The sequence below is a fragment of the Herbaspirillum sp. GW103 genome, assembly GCF_000261365.1.
In the GTDB taxonomy this organism is placed as follows: domain Bacteria; phylum Pseudomonadota; class Gammaproteobacteria; order Burkholderiales; family Burkholderiaceae_D; genus Herbaspirillum.
The window spans coordinates 228,236-246,065 of the sequence record NZ_AJVC01000005.1 but is presented as its reverse complement, the minus strand read 5'-3'; the positions used below and the strand labels follow the sequence as shown (position 1 = coordinate 246,065).

The 17,830-nt window shown below is 61.6% G+C and carries 19 protein-coding genes, 1 tRNA gene and 1 pseudogene; 14 read left to right on the top strand and 7 right to left on the bottom strand.

Annotation, left to right across the window (positions count from 1 at the left end; translation table 11 throughout):
• Positions 1 to 106: 106 nt before the first annotated feature.
• Positions 107 to 1,591, top strand: coding sequence for a DegQ family serine endoprotease (locus tag GWL_RS18325; protein WP_008333008.1), 1,485 nt, complete (start codon positions 107 to 109; stop codon positions 1,589 to 1,591).
• A 154-nt stretch (positions 1,592 to 1,745) separates the two neighbouring features.
• Here GWL_RS18325 and kefC read toward each other — a convergent pair whose 3' ends face one another.
• Together kefC and GWL_RS18315 are read right to left on the bottom strand one after the other, a co-directional pair.
• Complete coding sequence (gene kefC / locus GWL_RS18320; protein WP_008333006.1) at positions 1,746 to 3,584, bottom strand: glutathione-regulated potassium-efflux system protein KefC; 1,839 nt, start codon at positions 3,582 to 3,584, stop codon at positions 1,746 to 1,748.
• Positions 3,585 to 3,654: 70 nt separating this feature from the next.
• Complete coding sequence (locus GWL_RS18315) at positions 3,655 to 4,218, bottom strand: NAD(P)H-dependent oxidoreductase (protein ID WP_237713598.1); 564 nt, start codon at positions 4,216 to 4,218, stop codon at positions 3,655 to 3,657.
• Between the two features lie 255 nt (positions 4,219 to 4,473).
• On the opposite strand from GWL_RS18315, the gene GWL_RS18310 reads away from it, so the two are divergent.
• From GWL_RS18310 to GWL_RS18290, 5 genes are all read left to right on the top strand, one after another.
• Positions 4,474 to 5,631 (top strand): gamma-glutamyl-gamma-aminobutyrate hydrolase, encoded by a 1,158-nt coding sequence (locus tag GWL_RS18310; RefSeq protein ID WP_008333003.1) that lies wholly within the window; start codon positions 4,474 to 4,476, stop codon positions 5,629 to 5,631.
• Positions 5,632 to 5,859: 228 nt separating this feature from the next.
• The gene (locus GWL_RS18305) at positions 5,860 to 6,168 is read left to right on the top strand and encodes a YqjD family protein (protein ID WP_008333001.1); all 309 of its coding nucleotides are present in this window, start codon (positions 5,860 to 5,862) and stop codon (positions 6,166 to 6,168) included.
• A gap of 11 nt (positions 6,169 to 6,179) precedes the next feature.
• Complete coding sequence (locus tag GWL_RS18300; RefSeq protein ID WP_008332998.1) at positions 6,180 to 6,581, top strand: phage holin family protein; 402 nt, start codon at positions 6,180 to 6,182, stop codon at positions 6,579 to 6,581.
• Between the two features lie 55 nt (positions 6,582 to 6,636).
• A complete protein-coding gene (locus tag GWL_RS18295) occupies positions 6,637 to 7,074 on the top strand; it encodes a hypothetical protein (protein WP_008332997.1) in 438 nt (145 codons plus the stop codon).
• A 184-nt stretch (positions 7,075 to 7,258) separates the two neighbouring features.
• Positions 7,259 to 7,957, top strand: coding sequence for an OmpA family protein (locus GWL_RS18290; RefSeq protein WP_008332996.1), 699 nt, complete (start codon positions 7,259 to 7,261; stop codon positions 7,955 to 7,957).
• 174 nt (positions 7,958 to 8,131) lie between these two features.
• Here GWL_RS18290 and GWL_RS18285 read toward each other — a convergent pair whose 3' ends face one another.
• Positions 8,132 to 8,692 (bottom strand): cytochrome c5 family protein, encoded by a 561-nt coding sequence (locus GWL_RS18285; RefSeq protein ID WP_008332995.1) that lies wholly within the window; start codon positions 8,690 to 8,692, stop codon positions 8,132 to 8,134.
• 241 nt (positions 8,693 to 8,933) lie between these two features.
• Here GWL_RS18285 and GWL_RS18280 point away from each other — a divergent pair.
• A tRNA-Arg gene (locus GWL_RS18280) sits at positions 8,934 to 9,009 on the top strand.
• A gap of 224 nt (positions 9,010 to 9,233) precedes the next feature.
• Here GWL_RS18280 and rfbD read toward each other — a convergent pair.
• From rfbD to galE, 4 genes and pseudogenes are all read right to left on the bottom strand, one after another.
• The gene (gene rfbD, locus GWL_RS18275) at positions 9,234 to 10,133 is read right to left on the bottom strand and encodes a dTDP-4-dehydrorhamnose reductase (RefSeq protein ID WP_034351441.1); all 900 of its coding nucleotides are present in this window, start codon (positions 10,131 to 10,133) and stop codon (positions 9,234 to 9,236) included.
• A gap of 5 nt (positions 10,134 to 10,138) precedes the next feature.
• On the bottom strand, positions 10,139 to 10,684 hold the full coding sequence (gene rfbC / locus GWL_RS18270) for a dTDP-4-dehydrorhamnose 3,5-epimerase (RefSeq protein ID WP_008332993.1): 546 nt from the start codon (positions 10,682 to 10,684) through the stop codon (positions 10,139 to 10,141).
• A 2-nt stretch (positions 10,685 to 10,686) separates the two neighbouring features.
• Positions 10,687 to 10,833, bottom strand: a pseudogene (locus tag GWL_RS18265) (glucose-1-phosphate thymidylyltransferase); the annotation flags it as partial.
• An 85-nt stretch (positions 10,834 to 10,918) separates the two neighbouring features.
• Positions 10,919 to 11,929 carry a UDP-glucose 4-epimerase GalE gene (gene galE / locus GWL_RS18260; protein WP_008332990.1) on the bottom strand — a complete coding sequence of 337 codons (1,011 nt, stop codon included), beginning with the start codon at positions 11,927 to 11,929 and terminating at the stop codon, positions 10,919 to 10,921.
• An 822-nt stretch (positions 11,930 to 12,751) separates the two neighbouring features.
• Between galE and GWL_RS18255 the strand changes: the two genes are divergently transcribed.
• The 7 genes from GWL_RS18255 (at position 12,752) to atpG (ending at position 17,806) form a co-directional block, all read left to right on the top strand.
• Positions 12,752 to 13,096, top strand: a complete 345-nt coding sequence (locus GWL_RS18255) for an ATP synthase subunit I (RefSeq protein ID WP_008332989.1) — start codon at positions 12,752 to 12,754, stop codon at positions 13,094 to 13,096.
• On the top strand, positions 13,093 to 13,914 hold the full coding sequence (atpB, locus tag GWL_RS18250; RefSeq protein ID WP_008332987.1) for a F0F1 ATP synthase subunit A: 822 nt from the start codon (positions 13,093 to 13,095) through the stop codon (positions 13,912 to 13,914). The genes GWL_RS18255 and atpB overlap by 4 nt, the downstream gene beginning before the upstream one ends.
• 76 nt (positions 13,915 to 13,990) lie before the next feature.
• Entirely contained in the window at positions 13,991 to 14,236 is a 246-nt protein-coding gene (gene atpE, locus GWL_RS18245; protein WP_006461334.1) for a F0F1 ATP synthase subunit C, read from the top strand.
• Positions 14,237 to 14,310: 74 nt separating this feature from the next.
• Positions 14,311 to 14,781, top strand: coding sequence for a F0F1 ATP synthase subunit B (locus tag GWL_RS18240; protein ID WP_008332985.1), 471 nt, complete (start codon positions 14,311 to 14,313; stop codon positions 14,779 to 14,781).
• A gap of 1 nt (position 14,782) precedes the next feature.
• Positions 14,783 to 15,316 carry a F0F1 ATP synthase subunit delta gene (locus GWL_RS18235; RefSeq protein WP_008332984.1) on the top strand — a complete coding sequence of 178 codons (534 nt, stop codon included), beginning with the start codon at positions 14,783 to 14,785 and terminating at the stop codon, positions 15,314 to 15,316.
• 45 nt (positions 15,317 to 15,361) lie between these two features.
• Positions 15,362 to 16,903 carry a F0F1 ATP synthase subunit alpha gene (atpA, locus tag GWL_RS18230; RefSeq protein ID WP_008332982.1) on the top strand — a complete coding sequence of 514 codons (1,542 nt, stop codon included), beginning with the start codon at positions 15,362 to 15,364 and terminating at the stop codon, positions 16,901 to 16,903.
• Positions 16,904 to 16,933: 30 nt separating this feature from the next.
• On the top strand, positions 16,934 to 17,806 hold the full coding sequence (atpG, locus tag GWL_RS18225) for a F0F1 ATP synthase subunit gamma (RefSeq protein ID WP_008332980.1): 873 nt from the start codon (positions 16,934 to 16,936) through the stop codon (positions 17,804 to 17,806).
• Positions 17,807 to 17,830: the final 24 nt, after the last annotated feature.

Here is a 17,830-nt window from a genome sequence, read left to right as displayed (position 1 = left end):
AATTTTCACTGCTTAATCTTCACTCCAACGGTTGAGGCCAACAGGCGCTGCAAGCGGCGCTGCCAGGGTTCAGCCATCGATATCCCGTTCGATCAAGGAGAAGAAGATGAGCCGTCGTATCGTTTTTGTTCGTAACACTTTGGCCGTCATGATTGCCGCAGTGGTCGGCGGCAGCTACGTCTATTTTCGCGGCGTCGACCTGCCGTCGGCGCACGCGGCCGCGCTCAACGCCCCGGTGGTGGCCTCCAGCACCGCGTCCGCTGCCCCGGCCGGACCGGTGGTCGCGGCGCCGACCGATTTCTCGGGCATCGTCCAGCGCTATGGCCCGGCCGTGGTCAACATCAGTGTCACCGGCAAGGCCCGCAAGGTGTCCGATGATGAAGACAACGGCCTCGATCCCAACGATCCCTTCTCCGAATTCTTCAAGCGCTTCGGCCCGCAGCTGCAGATGCCGCAGCAGCCGCGCATCATGCACGGGCTCGGTTCCGGTTTCATCATCTCGCCCGATGGCCTGATCCTGACCAATGCCCACGTGGTCGATGGTGCCCAGGAAGTGGTGGTCAAGCTGACCGACCGCCGCGAGTTCAAGGCCAAGGTGCTGGGCATTGACAAGCAGAGCGACATCGCCGTCATCCGCATCGATGCCAAGAACCTGCCGACGGTGCAGATCGGCGATCCTTCCCGGGTCAAGGTCGGTCAGCCGGTCCTGGCAATCGGCTCACCCTACGGTTTCGACAACACCGCCACGGCCGGCATCATCAGCGCCAAGTCGCGCAGCCTGCCGGACGACAACTACGTGCCTTTCATCCAGACCGATGTGGCCGTCAATCCCGGCAACTCCGGGGGGCCGCTGTTTGATCTGAACGGGCAGGTGATCGGTATCAACTCGCAGATCTACAGCCAGACCGGCGGCTTCCAGGGGCTGTCCTTCTCCATCCCCATCGATGTGGCGATGAAGGTCGAGCAGCAACTGGTCACGCACGGCAAGGTGACCCGTGGACGGTTGGGGGTCTCGGTGCAGGATCTGAACCAGGCCTTGTCTGAATCCTTCGGCATGAAGAAGGCCGAGGGTGCACTCATCAGTTCGGTGGAAAAGGGCAGCCCGGCTGACAAGGCGGGTCTGCAGGCGGGTGACGTGATTCTCAGTTTCGATGGTCATGCCATCAATCATTCGGTGGACCTCCCCACTCTGGTGGCCGATACCGCACCGGGCAGCAACAAGCCGATGCAGGTCATGCGCGGCGGCAAGGTGATGACCTTGAACGTGACCGTGGGCGAAATGAAGCAGGCCAAGAACGAGGCCAAGCCCGGCAAGTCCGATGATCAGGGACGCCTGGGTCTGTCGGTACGCCCGCTGACCAAGGATGAGCAGGCCCAGTTGGGCGGACAGAAGGGCTTGCTGGTGGAAGATGCCAGTGGTCCTGCGGCCATCGCCGGCATCGAGAGCGGTGACGTGATCCTGGCGCTCAACGGCAGCCCGGTCTCCAGTGTGGCGCAACTGCGCAAGCTGGCCAGCGAGGCAGGCAAGAACGTGGCCCTGCTGGTGGAACGTGGTGACGAGAAGATCTTCGTCCCGCTGACGCTGAATTGATCCGGACGGTTCATGCGATCGACGTCGTTGAAGTCTTGAGGTTTAGCAGTGAGTAGTACCGGTGAGCAGTAAGCAGTGAGTAGTGAGTAGTAAGTGGTAAGCAGTAAGCAGTGAGGGATTTGGCCGGATGTGCGCAAGCGTGTCCGGCCTTTTTTTATTCTGCCGACGATGGCGGGGTTGCTGCTGGTTTCTCGCGCCACTGGTCATGCGCATGGTCGCGCTCCATGGCTTCGCGGTCACCGGCGAACATGGCCTGCAATTCTTCGCGGGCCTGCACGGCCATCGATACCATCTGTGCCTGGTCCTTGTAGTGCGGGTAGAGCGCTGCCAGGGTTTTCAGATTGTGAGAGCGGAATTTCATGGCGGCCTCGCGCGCACGATAGGCGCCGAAGTCCAGTTGCTGCAACACCTGTCGCCCCATGTGCAGGGCACTTTCGAAAGTCTCGCGTTCCAGTACCGTAACGCCCCGGTCCATCAGGTCATAGTAGTGCGTGACGTTGCGGGCACGGGCCGCGATCTGCAGGTGCGGGAATTCCTCGCGCACTTTTTCCACCATGTCCAGTGCGGCCTGCGCATCGTCGATGGCGATCACCAGGACCTTGGCCTTGTCGGCACCGGCGGTGCGCAACAGGTCGATGCGGGTGGCGTCGCCATAGAACACCTTGAAGCCGAACTTGCGCAGGAAATCGATCTGGTCCGGATCATGATCCAGCACTGTGGCGCCGATGTCGTTGGCTGCCAGCAGACGTCCCACGATCTGGCCAAAGCGTCCGAAGCCGGCGATGATGACGGCATTGTCCTGCGGGCCGATCCGGTCTTCCGGGCGGCGCTTGCCGCCTTCCAGCCAGCGCACCAGCAGGCGGTCATGCACCAGCAACAGCAGCGGCGTGACCAGCATCGACAGTGCCACCACGACCACCAGCATGGAGGAGACCTCCGGGGTCAGTACCTTGGCGGTGACGGCGGCGCCAAAGACGATGAAGGCGAATTCCCCGCCCTGCGACAGCAGGAAGGCAAAGAATAATTGCTGTCCTCGCGGGATGCCGAAGCAGCGTCCGAGGAACCACATCACCCCCGTCTTGATGGTCAGGAAGCCCGCCACCATGCCGAGGATGCGCCAGGGCTGGGCGAGGAAGACGCCAAAGTCCACCGACATGCCCACGGCTATGAAGAACAGACCCAGCAGCAAGCCCTTGAAGGGTTCCAGGTCGCTTTCCAGTGCATGGCGGTATTCGGAATCGGCCAGCAGCACGCCGGCCAGGAAAGTGCCCAGCGCCATCGACATGCCCACCGACTGCATCAGCAGGCAGGTGGAGATGACCAGCAGCAGGGCGAAGGCGGTGAAGATCTCGCGCATGTCGGTCTTGGCGATGATGCGCAGGATGGGGCGGATCAGCACGCGCCCGCCGAAGATCAGCAGCGCGATCACCAGTGCTACCTGGCCTGCATGCAGCCAGCCTTGCCCGCTGCCCTGGCTGGCGGCCACGCCCAGCAGGGGGACGGCGGCCATCATGGGGATGGCGGCGATGTCCTGGAACAGCAGGATGGAAAACCCGGCCGCGCCTGCCGGCGTGGCGGTGAGCTTGCGCTCGCCCAGCGTGGCCAGGGCGATGGCGGTCGACGAAAGCGACATGCCGAGCGCGCCGATGAGCCCGATGCGCCACGGTACCCCCGCCGCCAGCGCAGCGGCGAACAGGGCCAGCGATACGGCGGCCACCTGCACGCTGCCCCAGCCGAAGATGGAACGGCGCAAGGCCCACAAACGTTTGGGGTCCAGTTCGAGACCGATCAGGAACAGCAGCAGTACCACGCCGAATTCAGAAAATTCGAGGATGTGCTTGACCTCGGTAATGAGCCCCAGTCCCCACGGGCCGATGACGATGCCGGCCAGCAGGTAGCCCAGTACCGCGCCCAGTCCCAGGCGCTTGGCGATGGGCACGGCCGCCACCGCCGCCAGCAGGTAGACGAGGGCGATCAGCAGTTGTTCATCCATGGTGAGGTCCGGTCAGTTGAAGCAGTCGCGCGGGCATGCGCGAGGATTGGTGAGAAAGCAGCGGCGTGGCTCATGCCTGCAGGCCCTCCAGGTAGCGATCCACATGGTGCTGGAACGCTACCGGCGGGACGTGATGGGCGCCATGCAGGATCAGCGGCTCCACCCACTGCATGCCGCACAGGCGCGCGGTCTGCTGGTAGGGCGGCAGGAAGTCGGCGAAGTGATGGCCGTGGCGTCCGCTGCTCTGGTAGGACGCCGTCTCGCCGCCGGTGGAGGCCACCAGCCAGAATCGCTTGCCCTCCAGCGCATGGCCGTCGTGACCGAAGGCCCAGCCGCGCGCCAGTACGCTGTCCAGCCATTGCTTCTGCAGGGGCGGCATGCTGTACCAGTGGATGGGATGCTGCATGACGATCAGTTCGGCCTGACTGAGCAACTGCTGCTCGTATGGCACATCGATGTGGAAGTCGGGGTAGTGCTCGTAGAGGTCATGCACGGTCACGCCGGGCAGGCGCGTGGCGGCCTGGAGCATCAGGCGGTTGGTGCGTGAGAGCTCGGCGGCGGGATGGGCATACAGAATCAGGACCTTGGACATGGTGGCGGTGCGGGCTAGGTAGGTGGCGGGCAGGGCGGACACTTGCGGCTGCGGCGCAAATGGCCGGAACATGCGTGGCCTTTGTGTTGTCTGCCATGATGAGCAAAGGGAGTGTGCCATGAAAGCACATGGGCCGGCTTGTATGAAACTGCTCGCCCACTGTCTGGCGGGCAGGTGTCCAAAGCCGGGCAATGCGCTTATACTCAGCCACTCCCCGGGCCCGTCGCGCCATCGCCGGCTAGCTTGCCGACGATGCCACTGGCCGCAGTTCATTCATCCTGATCACTTATTGCAGCCATGTCCGACATCCAAGATTCCGAAGCCAACCTGCCGCCAGACCGCACCCCGGGTGCGGCGCCGGCCAAGCCAGTCTCCGCCGATGCCTCCGGGGCGCCGGCCGCCTCCCAGACGCCTGCACAGCCTTCCGTCGCACCGGCTACCACGGTGGTAGCCGCAGCGGCAACGGCCGGGACCCCGACCACGCCGGCCCAGCCGGGACCGGGCGCGCAAACCGTTGCCGAGGCGACCGAGGCCCAGGCGACAGGTCAGGCGCAGCAGAGCGTCTACACCTCCTTGCCGCCGCCGCCCCATCATGCGGGCGATGCGCCCTGGGCGCAGACCTGGCGCTTCCTGACGGCGCGCCTGCGCCAGCTGTCGGACAAGGCCGGGCGCCGCGTCATGCAGCGTACCCTCAAGATCGGCGTGTCGGCACGCATCTTCCATCCTGAGAGCGGCGCCAAGGGCTTGCGCAGCAAGACCCTGCAGTACCTGGAAGAATCGATCGCGCAATGGGTGATGTCGCGTGACGTGCTGGTGTTCATGATCCCGACCGTCAATACCAATGGCCTGGTCCACCCCAGCAACATCCGCCTGCGTGACTATGCCAAGCATCTGGATGGCCTGGTATTGCAGGGCGGTGCCGACGTTTCGCCGCAGAGTTATGCGCAGGCCGCGACCCGCCCCGAATGGAGCGGCGACCGCGTGCGCGACATGTACGAGCTGGAACTGCTGCATGAATTCATCGAGGCCGGCAAGCCGGTACTGGGTATCTGCCGTGGCTGCCAGCTGATCAACGTGGCTTTCGGCGGCACGCTCTACCAGGACATTGCCACTGACGTGCCCACCGCCATCCCGCACGTCAACGAGCAGTACGACAGCAATTACCACGCCCTGCATTTCCCGCAGGGTTCGTCCCTGGCGGGCATGGTCAAGACCGAGAATGCGATCGTCAACTCCATCCACCACCAGGCGGTACACAACCTGGGACGGGATCTGTCGGTGGAGGCCGTGTCGGGGCCGGACCAGATCGTGGAGGCGATCCGCTATCGCAAGGCGCCTTTCGTCATGGGCCTGCAGTGGCACCCGGAATTCCACCGGGCCGGCGGTCCCGAATTGCTGGACTGCACGCCGATTCTGGACAGTTTCCTGCGGGCAGCACGCGAAACCCGTTTCTGATCCTGCCGGATTGGCCGGAACCTAAGCCCGCCGGCGTCATCGAACCCTCTTTGCGCGGGCGCAAGCCAGCTGCATCGCCTTTGCAGCATGGCTGCAATGCGCTATCCGCTTCGTTGCGGACTCTGTAGAATCAAAAGGTCGTCGCAATGCAGCATCTGTCGAGGTGCAGCGTTCAGGGAGCGGCGACTTGCTTGTCTTTTTCATCACCGGCAAAAAAGGAGAATTTACATGCCTCAATCCCCCGCATTGAAGACCGTTCGCAATGACATGAAGACACTGGTCAAGGACGCCCAGGCATTGTTCGCCGAAGCCGCCGCCGCCACCGGCGAAAAGGCTGACGAGCTGCGCGCACGCGGCCTGACCCTGCTGGAGGCCGCTGCCGAAGCCGCCCAGACCGCCCAGACCGCCGCCATCGAGAAGGGCAAGGAAGTCGCTGCCAAGACCGACGACTACGTCCATGAGAATCCGTGGCGTGCCGTGGCCATTTCGGCAGGCCTGGGCCTGCTGGTGGGCCTGGTCATCGGTCGCAGCAAGTAAGCGCCGCGCCGATGGCGACTCCCCACAAGGAAGGCCCGACCGCCCACGCCGCCAACCCAGGTCTGACGGCGGGTTTGCTGGGTCTGGCCAAGAACCTGCTGGGCCTCATCATCAGCCGCATCGAACTGGCTTCGCTGGAGATGTCGGAGATCGGTGCCAATCTGGTCCGCTTCGCCGTCATCTTCGTGTTGGCGGCGGTGGCGCTGTGGTTCGCCATCGCCTTCTGGTCGGTGCTGGTGGTCATGCTGGCCTGGGACACCTGGGGCTGGAAGATCCTGGCACTGCTGGGTGTGGTCTTCAGCGTGGCGACCGTGGGTCTGGTGTACTACGCCAGGTCGGTGCTGATGCAGGGCAAGCTGTCGTTGCCACAGACCATGTCCGAGCTGCGCAAGGATCGCGATGCGCTGTTGTGATGAGACGGCCTGCACGTGATGTCTGTGGCAATTTTCCTAGTTCAATGAGGACTGCATGAGCGATCAGGACCAGGGCATGACCCATGAGGAACGCAAGCGCAAGGTGCTGGCGCAGGGCGCGTTGTACCGGCTGGGCGTGATGGAGGCGCGCGAAGTGGTGCGCGAGAATCTGAGCGCCGAGTCGCTCGCCAAGGGCGCCTTGAGCCGAGTGGGCCATTTCGCCGCCTCGCTGTTTGGTGGCGGCAGAACGGTACAGTCGATCAAGTCGCTGAAATCGCTTGGCGGCGGGCTGGGCAACCTGAACCTGCAGACGGTGACCCCATTGCTGATGACGGGCGCATCGCTGTTGTCGCGCCGCTGGTTGCGCAAGCCGCTGATGATGGGTGCCGTGATCGCCGCGGCGGGCGGGTTGACCTACTACTTCAGCCAGCGTGGCAGCGCCCGCGAGGAGGCCGACGCGCCCGCACTGCAAGGGCCGCCCGAGCAGGAATGATGGCTGCACTACGGGCTGCCGGGCCGTGAGGTTTCCCCGAAGGCATCCGGAGTTCCGGATGCCTTTGTCGTTTATGCGTGGCGCGTTGCCAAGCGCGGCAGGAACATATCGGCCCCGATGCGCTCTGAAGGACACCGGCCCATGGCCTGGACAACAAGACTGAGAAGGCAAGAAAGGACATGACATGAAGAAAATTTCAATTGCAGCGATCGCCGGCGTACTGGCGCTCTCCGGCTGCGCCGACATGAGCCCGACCCAGCGCGGTACGGCCACCGGTGCAGGTATTGGCGCGGGCCTGGGCGGCATCATCGGTGCGGCCACCGGCGGCGGCGGTGGCGGACGTGCACTGGGCGGTGCGGCCATTGGTGGTGCCATTGGTGCGGTGGCCGGCAACATCTGGTCCAACCGCATGGAAAACCAGAAGCGTGCCATGGAGCAGGCGACCCAGGGTACTGGCGTACAAGTCACGCAGACCGCCGACAACCGCCTGAAGCTGGAAATCCCCAGCGATATCTCTTTCGATACCGGCCGTGCCGACATCAAGCCGGAGATGCGTCCGGTGCTGGACCGTTTCGCCGCCACCCTGGTGGAGAACCCGGCCACCACCGTGACCATCGTGGGGCACACCGACAACACCGGCAACGATGCCATCAACGACCCGCTGTCGCAGCAGCGCGCAGCGCGTACCCGCGATTACCTGACCGCGCGTGGCGTGGCCGCCAGCCGCTTCAGCATCATGGGGCGTGGCTCGCATGAGCCGCTGGTGCCCAACACCAGCGATGCCAACCGCGCCAAGAACCGCCGTGTGGAAATCTTCGTGGCCGAGCAGCAGGCCGCCGCACCGGGCAACTATCCGCCGCCCCCGCCACCACAGCGGTATTGAGGCGATATGAAGGATGCTTCGGAGCGTCCGGTGAACGGGCGCAGCCGAAGCGGCTGATGTGCGGGGCCGTTTTTCAGCTCCGCATGCAGGTGAATGGAAATGAAAAAAATCCCCGACGCCTGGTTCGGGGATTTTTTGTTCAGGCCGACCGCCGGGACGCCGGCGTTGCGGCGATTACTTGGCCGGTGCTTCGGTGGCGGGTGCAGCGCCTTCGGCGGCTGCCGGGGCCTTCACTTCGGGTTCCTTGAACTTGGCGCCGGACTGGTTGGCCATGTAGACCACGGTACGCTGGATTTCGACATCGTCCAGGTCCGGGTTGCCGCCCTTGGCGGGCATGGCGCGCAGGCCGTTGATGGCGTGCGAGACCAGGGTGTCATAGCCTTGTGCGATGCGGGCCTGCCAGGAGGCGGCGTCACCGACCTTGGGGGCACCGGCCACGCCGGCGCCGTGGCAGGCGGCGCAGGTGGTCTTGTAGACTTCTTCACCAGAGAGCAGTTGCTTGGGACCGTTGGCATCACGGAAGGTGAAGCCTTCGTCGGAGACGGGTTTGATGCGTGCCGCGATCATCTCGGGCGTCTGGCCGTCGGAGCCGGCCCCGGTTTTCTGGCCGTTGGTCACGTACTGCACGAGCAGCACGATGCACACGATGGGCACCATGAAACCTGCGACGACGGCTGCGATCAATTGCTTGGGAGTCTTGATTGCCGACTCGTGTTCATGCTGAGCTGAGCTCATGGGCGTCCCTCCGTAATGTTTCCTCGAAATTGGGGCGGAAAACGTCGGTTCCCTTTGTATCGCCTTATCGCCTGGCATTGCGTGGAACTGGGATCAGGCAGGGCTTTCATTGCGCTCTCTCGCCGAACTCTTGATTATAGTCACAATGCTTTCCGTTTGACACGGAAAAACCGCCAGCGCCATGGACGTCCCGCTGGAAAGACGGTATCCTTCAGGCCTTTCCGGGGTTCTCCCCATCAGCGCGGCTGTAGCTCAGTGGATAGAGTATTGGCCTCCGAAGCCAAGGGTCGTGGGTTCGATCCCCGCCAGCCGCGCCACCTTCTTCCTTGCGGTTCAGCTTCTGAACTCCCCGCCGCAACATCGGCGTCCGCCCGCTTCACCCTTCCGGCTCACCGCGACAGGAGCAGGTTTCCACGCTCCAACCCGGCATCAGGATAGATACAAAATTGTAAAAACAGCAACGTATTCTGCTGGGAAACAGTATGCAGGCGTTGCCGGACCGATGCTTTGCGCGATATCAACCCGCAGCCATGCTGCGCGGTCAATGTGATGACGGCGAAGACGTCATCAGGGCAAGGCACTGATCCAGCGCCTCGGCCCAGTGGGGCAGATCCAGATGGAAGGTGTGTCGCAGTTTGTCGGTATGCAGCCGCGAATTGGCCGGGCGTCGTGCCGCCGTCGGATAGGCCGCGCTGGCAATGCCCTGCACGTTCCGGCTGCTCATGCGCGATACCAGGCCCAGGGAGGGCATGGCGTCGATCAGCTTGCAAGCATAGGCATGCCAGCTGGTCTGGCCGCCGCAGGTGAGGTGATAGATCCCGGTGCTGGCCCGCATGTGCTCCGTGATCCGGCCTTTGCCCGCTTCCAGCATCTGCCTGAGCGTCTGCGCGATCACCTCGTCGAAGGTGGGTGCCCCAAACTGGTCATTGACGACGCAGAGCGCGTCACGTTCTTGCGCCAGCCGCAGGATGGTCTTCATGAAATTGCCCCCATGCCGGCCATACACCCAACTGGTGCGCAGGATCCAGAAGGCGCAGCCGCTGTCGATGATGGCGGATTCCCCGTCCCGTTTGGTGCGTCCATAGACGTTGATCGGGCAAGTCGGGTCGGATTCGCGATAGGCCTCTTCCTTGGTGCCATCGAAGACGTAATCGGTGGAAAAATGTACCAGCCCGATGCCGTGAAGGGCGGCCGCCTGCGCCAGTGCGCGGACCGCTTCGGTGTTGATGAGCCTGGCCAGTTCCGGTTCGTCTTCGGCCTTGTCGACTGCCGTATAGGCGGCCGGATTGATGATCAGATCAGGCGCGATGCGCTCCACGCAGGAAGCGATCCGGTCCGGCCTGGACAAGTCCAGGGCATCACGACCAGGCATTACCAGCGTGTGGCCTCCCAGCGTTTCGGCCAGGGCATGGCCGACCTGGCCGGTCGCGCCGGTGAGCATGATCTTCACGGATACACCTCGGCTTGGGCCAGCGGCTTTCCTTGCTGATCCTTGGCAGACAGGCTGGGCGGGCCGTCCAGCTCCCAGTCGATGCCGAGGGCGGGATCATTCCACGCGATACAGCGTTCATGCTCCGGCATCCAGTAGTCCGTCGTCTTGTACTGCACCTCGGCCCACTCGCTCAACACCGCAAAACCGTGTGCAAAGCCGGGAGGAATCCACAACTGATGCTTGTTCTGCGCTGACAGACGCAAGCTTTGCCACTTGCCAAAGGTCGGCGAGCTGCGACGGATGTCCAGCACCACGTCGAGTACCTCGCCCATGGTGACGCGGACGAGTTTGCCCTGCGGATGCCGGATTTGGTAATGCAGGCCACGCAGCACATGGCGCATGGAACGAGAATGGTTGTCCTGAACGAAGTCCGGATGCAGCCCCGTGAGCTCGGCAAATGTGCGGGCGTTGAAGCTCTCGTAGAAATAGCCGCGTTCATCACCGAACACCTGCGGTGCGATCTGCAGTACGCCATCCAGTGAGGTAGGAAAAATCTGCATGTTCAGATGTCCGGGTCCGAAAGCAGTTGCAGCAGATACCGCCCGTAGGCGTTCTTCTTCAACGGCATGGCCAGTTGTCCCAGTTGCGCCGCGTCGATGTAGCCACGTCGATAGGCGATCTCCTCCGGAAAAGCGATCTTCAGTTCTTGACAGTCGTCCAAGATCGGCGGCCAGGAACTGTTGTCCATGAAGCCGGCGCCGCCAGTGACGAAGATCATGATGCAGACGGGCGGATCAGGACCTGAAACCGTTGGGATTCATCTGCTGCCAGCGCCACGAATCGGCACACATGGCGTCCAGCCCCAGCCTGGCTTCCCAGCCGAGCTTGCGGCGCGCTTCGGCCGGATCGGCATAGCAGGAGGCGATGTCGCCCGGGCGGCGTGCAGCAATGATGTAGGGAATCGGCTTGCCCGAGGCTTTCTCGTAGGCCTTGACCACGTCCAGCACGCTGTAGCCGTTGCCGGTGCCCAGGTTGACCGCAAAGCATTGCGGTTCGGTCAGCGCCTGCAGGGCCGCCAGATGGCCGACGGCCAGGTCGACGACGTGGATGAAGTCACGTACGCCCGTACCATCGGGGGTCGCGTAATCGCCGCCCCAGATGTTGAGCCTCTCGCGGCGACCCACCGCGACCTGGGCCACGAAGGGCATCAGGTTGTTGGGGATGCCGCCCGGATCTTCACCGATGAGCCCGCTCTCATGCGCCCCCACCGGATTGAAGTAGCGCAGCAAGGCAATTTTCCAGTCGGGATGGGCGCGATGGTAGTCGCGCAGCATGTCCTCGATGACGATCTTGCTGCGGCCATAGGGATTGCTGGCCGACAGCGGATGCGCCTCGGTCAGCGGCAGGTACTGGGGATCGCCATAGACCGTGGCCGAAGAAGAAAAGACGATGGTCTTCACGCCCGTGGCCTCCATGGCCTCCAGCAGGCGCACGGTGCCGACCACGTTGTTGTCGTAGTACATCAGCGGCTGCTCAACCGATTCGCCCACGGCCTTGAGCCCGGCGAAATGGATGACGGCCTCGCACTTGAATTCGCGCAGCACGCTTTCCAGCTGCTCGCGATTGCGGATGTCACCCTTTACCAGCGAGAGCGTGCGCCCGGCAATCTGCTGGACCCGCGCCGCCGACTCCGGGCTGCTGTTGCAGAAATTGTCGAAGACGATGACTTCATGGCCGGCCTTGAGCAATTCCACGCAGGTGTGCGAACCAATGTAGCCGGCACCGCCGGTGACGAGAATGTTCATATGAGCTTCGCTTGATAAGTTGGCAACCTCGTGATTATCTCAGACTCTGCATGATCCTTACGCTTTCTTCGGTCCGGACGCGTCGTTTGGCGCAGTGCACAGGGAGGGGGCGGAAGCCGCTGACCAAGCGTCGATGGACCGTCCATTTTCTTCATTTGCTGCTGTTTCGGCGGCCATAGCATATCGGTGAGCGGACGCCGCCCGGGAGGGGTAGTCCTGACACCGACCCGATGCCGTATTTCTACGGCATCGGCGGTCCGACCACTGCACCGGTCTGGTGAGTCGGCTCACTTTTTGCACGGCTTGCGCTGTGCTGCAACATGAGACACCAAAAGCGAGCCAGGTCGTCTGATCACTTCCGATTTCCTGACAAAATGTCAGCATTGTCCGTCAACGTTTGCGAGCGGCCTGAGAATTTCCGTAAATCATTGAATTTGCGGGATATTTCTCTGGCGTGGCAGCACATTTTTGATTAAATTGGGCGCTGTTTCAAAAACCGGGGCAATTTTCCCGGCCAGGCCGTTGGCCTGCCAGCAAATTCACTGCCTCGCGCACAGATCTGAATAAATTAACAAGAAGGAATGATCCCTCGGGATCCGGAAGGGGCAGTTGACCGGAAACGGAACGAAGGCTCTCATGCTGCACTGCAAAAAATCGAAGTGGCTGCTTATTTGCCACAACTCACCGCGAAGTGCCCCAGATAAGCCCTTGATCTGGCTGTAAAAGGTTTGACTTACCGGAAAACGAACCTTTATAATCGCCGGGCTTTTAAGCTGCCGTCTGCTCGTAAAGAGTGCGGCGCATGCACGATATTGGATAGATATGCTGCGCATCATTCTGTTGCAGCTCGTAGCCACGGTCATCGCCACCTTGGTGGCGGGCATGCTGGGCGGACTTCCGGCGCTTTGGTCCGCATTGTTGGGAGGCGTCTGCTGTGTCGTCCCCAATGCCCTGTTTGCACTGCGACTTCATGTCAGTGCGCAGAAACCCGGTGGTACCAACCCGATGACGTTTTTCTTCGGGGAATTTATCAAGATTGCTACGACTTTTGCGCTCATGGGCGCGATCGTTTGGTTGTACCACGGTGTGCACTGGCTCGCATTTTTGCTGAGCTTCATCGTGGTGCTTAAGAGTTATTTCATTTTACTGTTTAGACACCGACCATGACCGTAGAAGCCGCAGAGCACGCGCTGACAGCCTCTGAATATATTGTCCACCACCTCGGACACCTCTCCACCCATCATCAGACCAAGATCGTCGACTTCTCCGTTCTCAACGTGGACACCATCTTCTGGTCCGTGTTCTGTGGCGTGGTGGGCTGCCTGTTCATGTTCCTGGCTGCCCGCAAGGCGACTTCCGGCGTGCCGGGCCGCTTCCAGGCCTTCGTCGAGATGGTCGTGGAAATGGTGGAAGACCAGTCCAAGGCCATCGTCCATGGCGACCGCACCTTCATCGCCCCGGTGGCGCTGACCGTGTTCGTCTGGGTGGCCCTGATGAACTCGCTGGACTTCCTGCCGGTGGACCTGGCTTCCAGCATCCTGGGCCTGTTCGGTCTGGGTGAAATGCACCACCGCATCGTCCCCACCGCCGACCTCAACGGCACCCTGGGCATCGCCCTGGGCGTGCTGGCCCTGATGCTGTACTACAGCGTCAAGATCAAGGGCGCTGGTGGCTTCATCCACGAACTGTTCGCAGCACCTTTCGGCATCTGGCTCGCGCCGTTCAACCTGCTGCTCAACATCATCGAATTCGCCGCCAAGACCGTGTCCCTGGGCATGCGACTGTTCGGCAACATGTATGCAGGCGAACTGTTGTTCCTGCTGATCGCATTGCTGGGATCGACCGCGACCGCATTCGGCTTCATCGGCCATGTGATCGCCGGTTCTATCTGGGCAATTTTCCACATCCTGATCGTGTTGCTCCAAGCATTCATCTTCATGATGTTGACACTGGTTTACCTGGGCCAGGCGCACGAAGCGCACTAACACAAGGCTTGCAGTACCTGTTTTTCAGTTTGTTTTTTGGTTTTGTATTTAATTTAACTTTTCTTAAGGAATTGTCATGACTGATGTCTCTTTCGTTGCTCTGGCTTGCGGTTTGATCATTGGCCTGGGTGCTATCGGCGCTTGTATCGGTATCGCGATCATGGGCGGTAAGTACCTCGAAGCATCCGCACGTCAGCCTGAACTGATGAACACCCTGCAAACCAAGATGTTCCTGCTGGCTGGCCTGATCGACGCCGCCTTCCTGATCGGCGTTGGTATCGCCATGCTGTTCGCATTCGCAAACCCGTTCATCGCCAAGTAATTCGCGCTTCATAGCCGATTCTCATCTGCCGGACGATTGGTTCCGGCACTCGTTATTCTGAGAAGGAAATTACCGTGAACTTAAATGCAACATTGATTGCACAGTTCGTGGTCTTCTTCATCCTCGCCGGCTTCACGATGAAATTCGTGTGGCCGCCGTTGATTAAGGCGCTCGACGAACGCGCCAAGAAGATTGCGGACGGGCTGGCAGCCGCTGACCGCGGTCGCGCCGATCTGGCCGCCGCCGAAAAGCGTATCCAGGGCGAACTGGCATCGGCTCGTGATGAAGGCCAGAAGCGCATCGGCGAAGCCGAAAAGCGCGCGCAGCTGATCATCGAAGAAGCCAAGAAGACGGCTGCTGAAGAAGCTGCCCGCATCATCGCCAACGCTCGTGCAGACGCTCAACAGCAAGTGAACCAGGCGCGCGAAGAACTGCGCGGCCAGGTCGCAACGCTCGCCGTCAAGGGCGCGGAACAGATCCTCAAGCGCGAAGTGAATGCGGCTGCTCACGCCGACTTGCTGAATCAACTGAAGACAGAGCTGTAATATGGCCGAACTCGCAACGATCGCTCGTCCTTACGCCGAAGCCTTGTTCCGTGTGGCCAAGGCAGGCAGCCTGGCAGCCTGGTCCGATCTCATCGACGAGATGGCCCAGGTGGCAGCGCATCCCGAGGTGCAGGCCCTGGCGCAGAATCCTTCCGTAACGCACGACAAGCTGGCCGAAGTGTTTGCCGCCGCCGTGAAGACTCCGCTGTCCGTCGAGGCGAGCAATTTCGTCAAGACGCTGGTCGACAACGGCCGCCTGGTCCTGCTGCCGCAGATCGCCGAACAATTCCACGCGCTCAAGAACGCGTCGGAAGGTTCGGCCGATGCCAACATCGTGAGCGCCTTTGAGCTCAGCGATGCCCAGGTCAAGGATGTGGTCTCGGCACTGGAGAAGAAGTTCGGCCGCAAGCTGAACCCCTCCGTGACGGTCGACAGCAGCCTCATTGGCGGTGTGCGCGTCGTGGTCGGCGACGAAGTGTTCGATACCTCCGTGCGCGCGAAGCTGCAGCAGCTGCAAGCTGCTCTGGCCGCGTAAGTGCCTCTGGCTGGCTAAGCGAAAGAACAATTTTTAGGAGTTAGTATGCAACTCAACGCATCTGAAATCAGCGAGCTGATCAAGAGCCGGATCCAAGGCCTTGGCGATACCGCTGAGATTCGCAATCAGGGCACGGTCATCTCCGTGTCCGACGGTATCTGCCGTATCCATGGTCTGTCCGACGTGATGCAAGGTGAGATGCTGGAATTCCCGGGCAACACCTTCGGCCTGGCGCTGAACCTGGAGCGTGACTCGGTGGGCGCCGTTATCCTGGGCGAATACGAACACATCTCCGAAGGCGACCTGGTCAAGTGCACCGGCCGTATCCTGGAAGTGCCCATCGGCCCTGAACTGAAGGGTCGTGTCGTCAACGCACTGGGCCAGCCGATCGACGGCAAGGGTCCGATCAACGCCAAGCTGACCGCCCCGATCGAAAAGATCGCCCCGGGCGTGATCGCACGTCAGTCCGTGTCGCAGCCGATGCAGACTGGCCTGAAGTCGATCGACTCCATGGTGCCCGTCGGCCGTGGCCAGCGTGAGCTGATCATCGGTGACCGCCAGACCGGCAAGACCGCTGTTGCGATCGACGCCATCATCAACCAAAAGGGTCAGAACATGACCTGCATCTACGTTGCGATCGGCCAGAAGGCTTCGTCGGTCAAGAACGTGGTGCGCGCACTGGAAGCGCACGGCGCGATGGAATACACCATCGTCGTGGCCGCGACCGCCTCCGAATCGGCAGCGATGCAATACGTGTCGGCCTACTCGGGTTGCGCCATGGGCGAATACTTCCGTGACCGCGGTCAAGATGCCCTGATCGTGTATGACGATCTGTCCAAGCAAGCCGTTGCCTACCGTCAGGTCTCGCTGCTGCTGCGCCGTCCGCCGGGCCGTGAAGCCTATCCTGGCGACGTGTTCTACCTGCACAGCCGCCTCTTGGAACGTGCAGCCCGCGTGAACGCCGACTACGTCGAGAAGTTCACCAACGGCGAAGTCAAGGGCCAGACCGGTTCCCTGACCGCACTGCCGATCATCGAAACCCAGGCGGGTGACGTGTCGGCCTTCGTTCCGACCAACGTGATCTCGATCACCGACGGCCAGATCTTCCTGGAAACTTCGCTCTTCAACGCCGGTATCCGTCCTGCGATCAACGCCGGTATCTCGGTGTCGCGCGTCGGTGGCGCTGCTCAGACCAAGGTCATCAAGGGCCTGTCCGGCGGTATCCGTACCGACCTGGCACAGTACCGTGAACTGGCTGCCTTCGCGCAGTTCGCTTCCGACCTGGACGAAGCCACCCGCAAGCAGCTGGACCGTGGTGCGCGCGTGACCGAACTGTTGAAGCAGGCTCAGTACACCCCGCAATCGATCTCGATCATGGCCGTCACCCTGTTCGCCGTCAACAAGGGCTATATGGACGACGTCGAAGTGAAGAAGATCCTGGCCTTCGAGTCGGCTCTGCACAACTTCATGAAGACCAGCCACGCTGAGCTGTTGAAGAAGATCGAAGACACCAAGCAACTGGATAAGGATGCTGAGGCAGCCCTGGCAGCCGCCATCGCTGACTTCAAGAAATCCGGCGCGTACTAATTCTTACTGAAGCTATAAGGAGTCTTACTCATGGCTACAGGTAAAGAGATACGTGGCAAGATCAAGAGCGTAGAAAATACGAAGAAGATCACCAAGGCGATGGAAATGGTCGCGGCATCCAAAATGCGCAAGGCGCAGGACCGGATGCACGCAGCCCGCCCGTACAGCGACAAGATCCGCAACATTGCGGCCAACTTGTCGCAGGCCAATCCGGAGTACGTGCACCCGTTCATGGTCCAGCAAGACACGGCCAAGCGCGTTGGTTTCATCGTCGTCACGACCGACAAGGGTCTGTGCGGCGGCATGAACACCAACTCGCTGCGTCTGTTGACCAACAAGTTCCGTGAACTGGAAGGTCAGGGCAAGTCCATTGAAACCGTCGCCATTGGCAACAAGGGTTTGGGTTTTCTGAATCGCATCGGCGCCCGTGTGGCCGCCAACGTGACGCAACTGGGTGATACGCCGCACCTGGAAAAGCTGATCGGCCCCGTCAAGGTGCTGCTCGACGCTTACCAGGAAGGCAAGCTGGACGCGGTGTACCTGGTGTACACCAAGTTCATCAATACGATGAAGCAGGAAGCCACCCTGCAGCAGCTGCTGCCGCTGACCAGCGACAAGCTCAAGGCTGACGAGGGTGCGCACTCCTGGGACTACATCTATGAGCCCGATGTGCAATCCGTGGTGGACGAACTGCTGGTGCGTTACGTCGAAGCGCTGATCTATCAAGCCGTCGCCGAGAACATGGCCTCCGAGCAATCGGCGCGCATGGTCGCGATGAAGGCCGCCAGCGACAACGCAGGTAGCGTGATCGGTGAGTTGAAGTTGGTCTACAACAAGACTCGCCAGGCCGCCATTACCAAAGAGCTGTCGGAAATCGTCGCCGGTGCGGCTGCGGTCGGCTGATCAGCTGGCGTAGCGTAGCGAAAC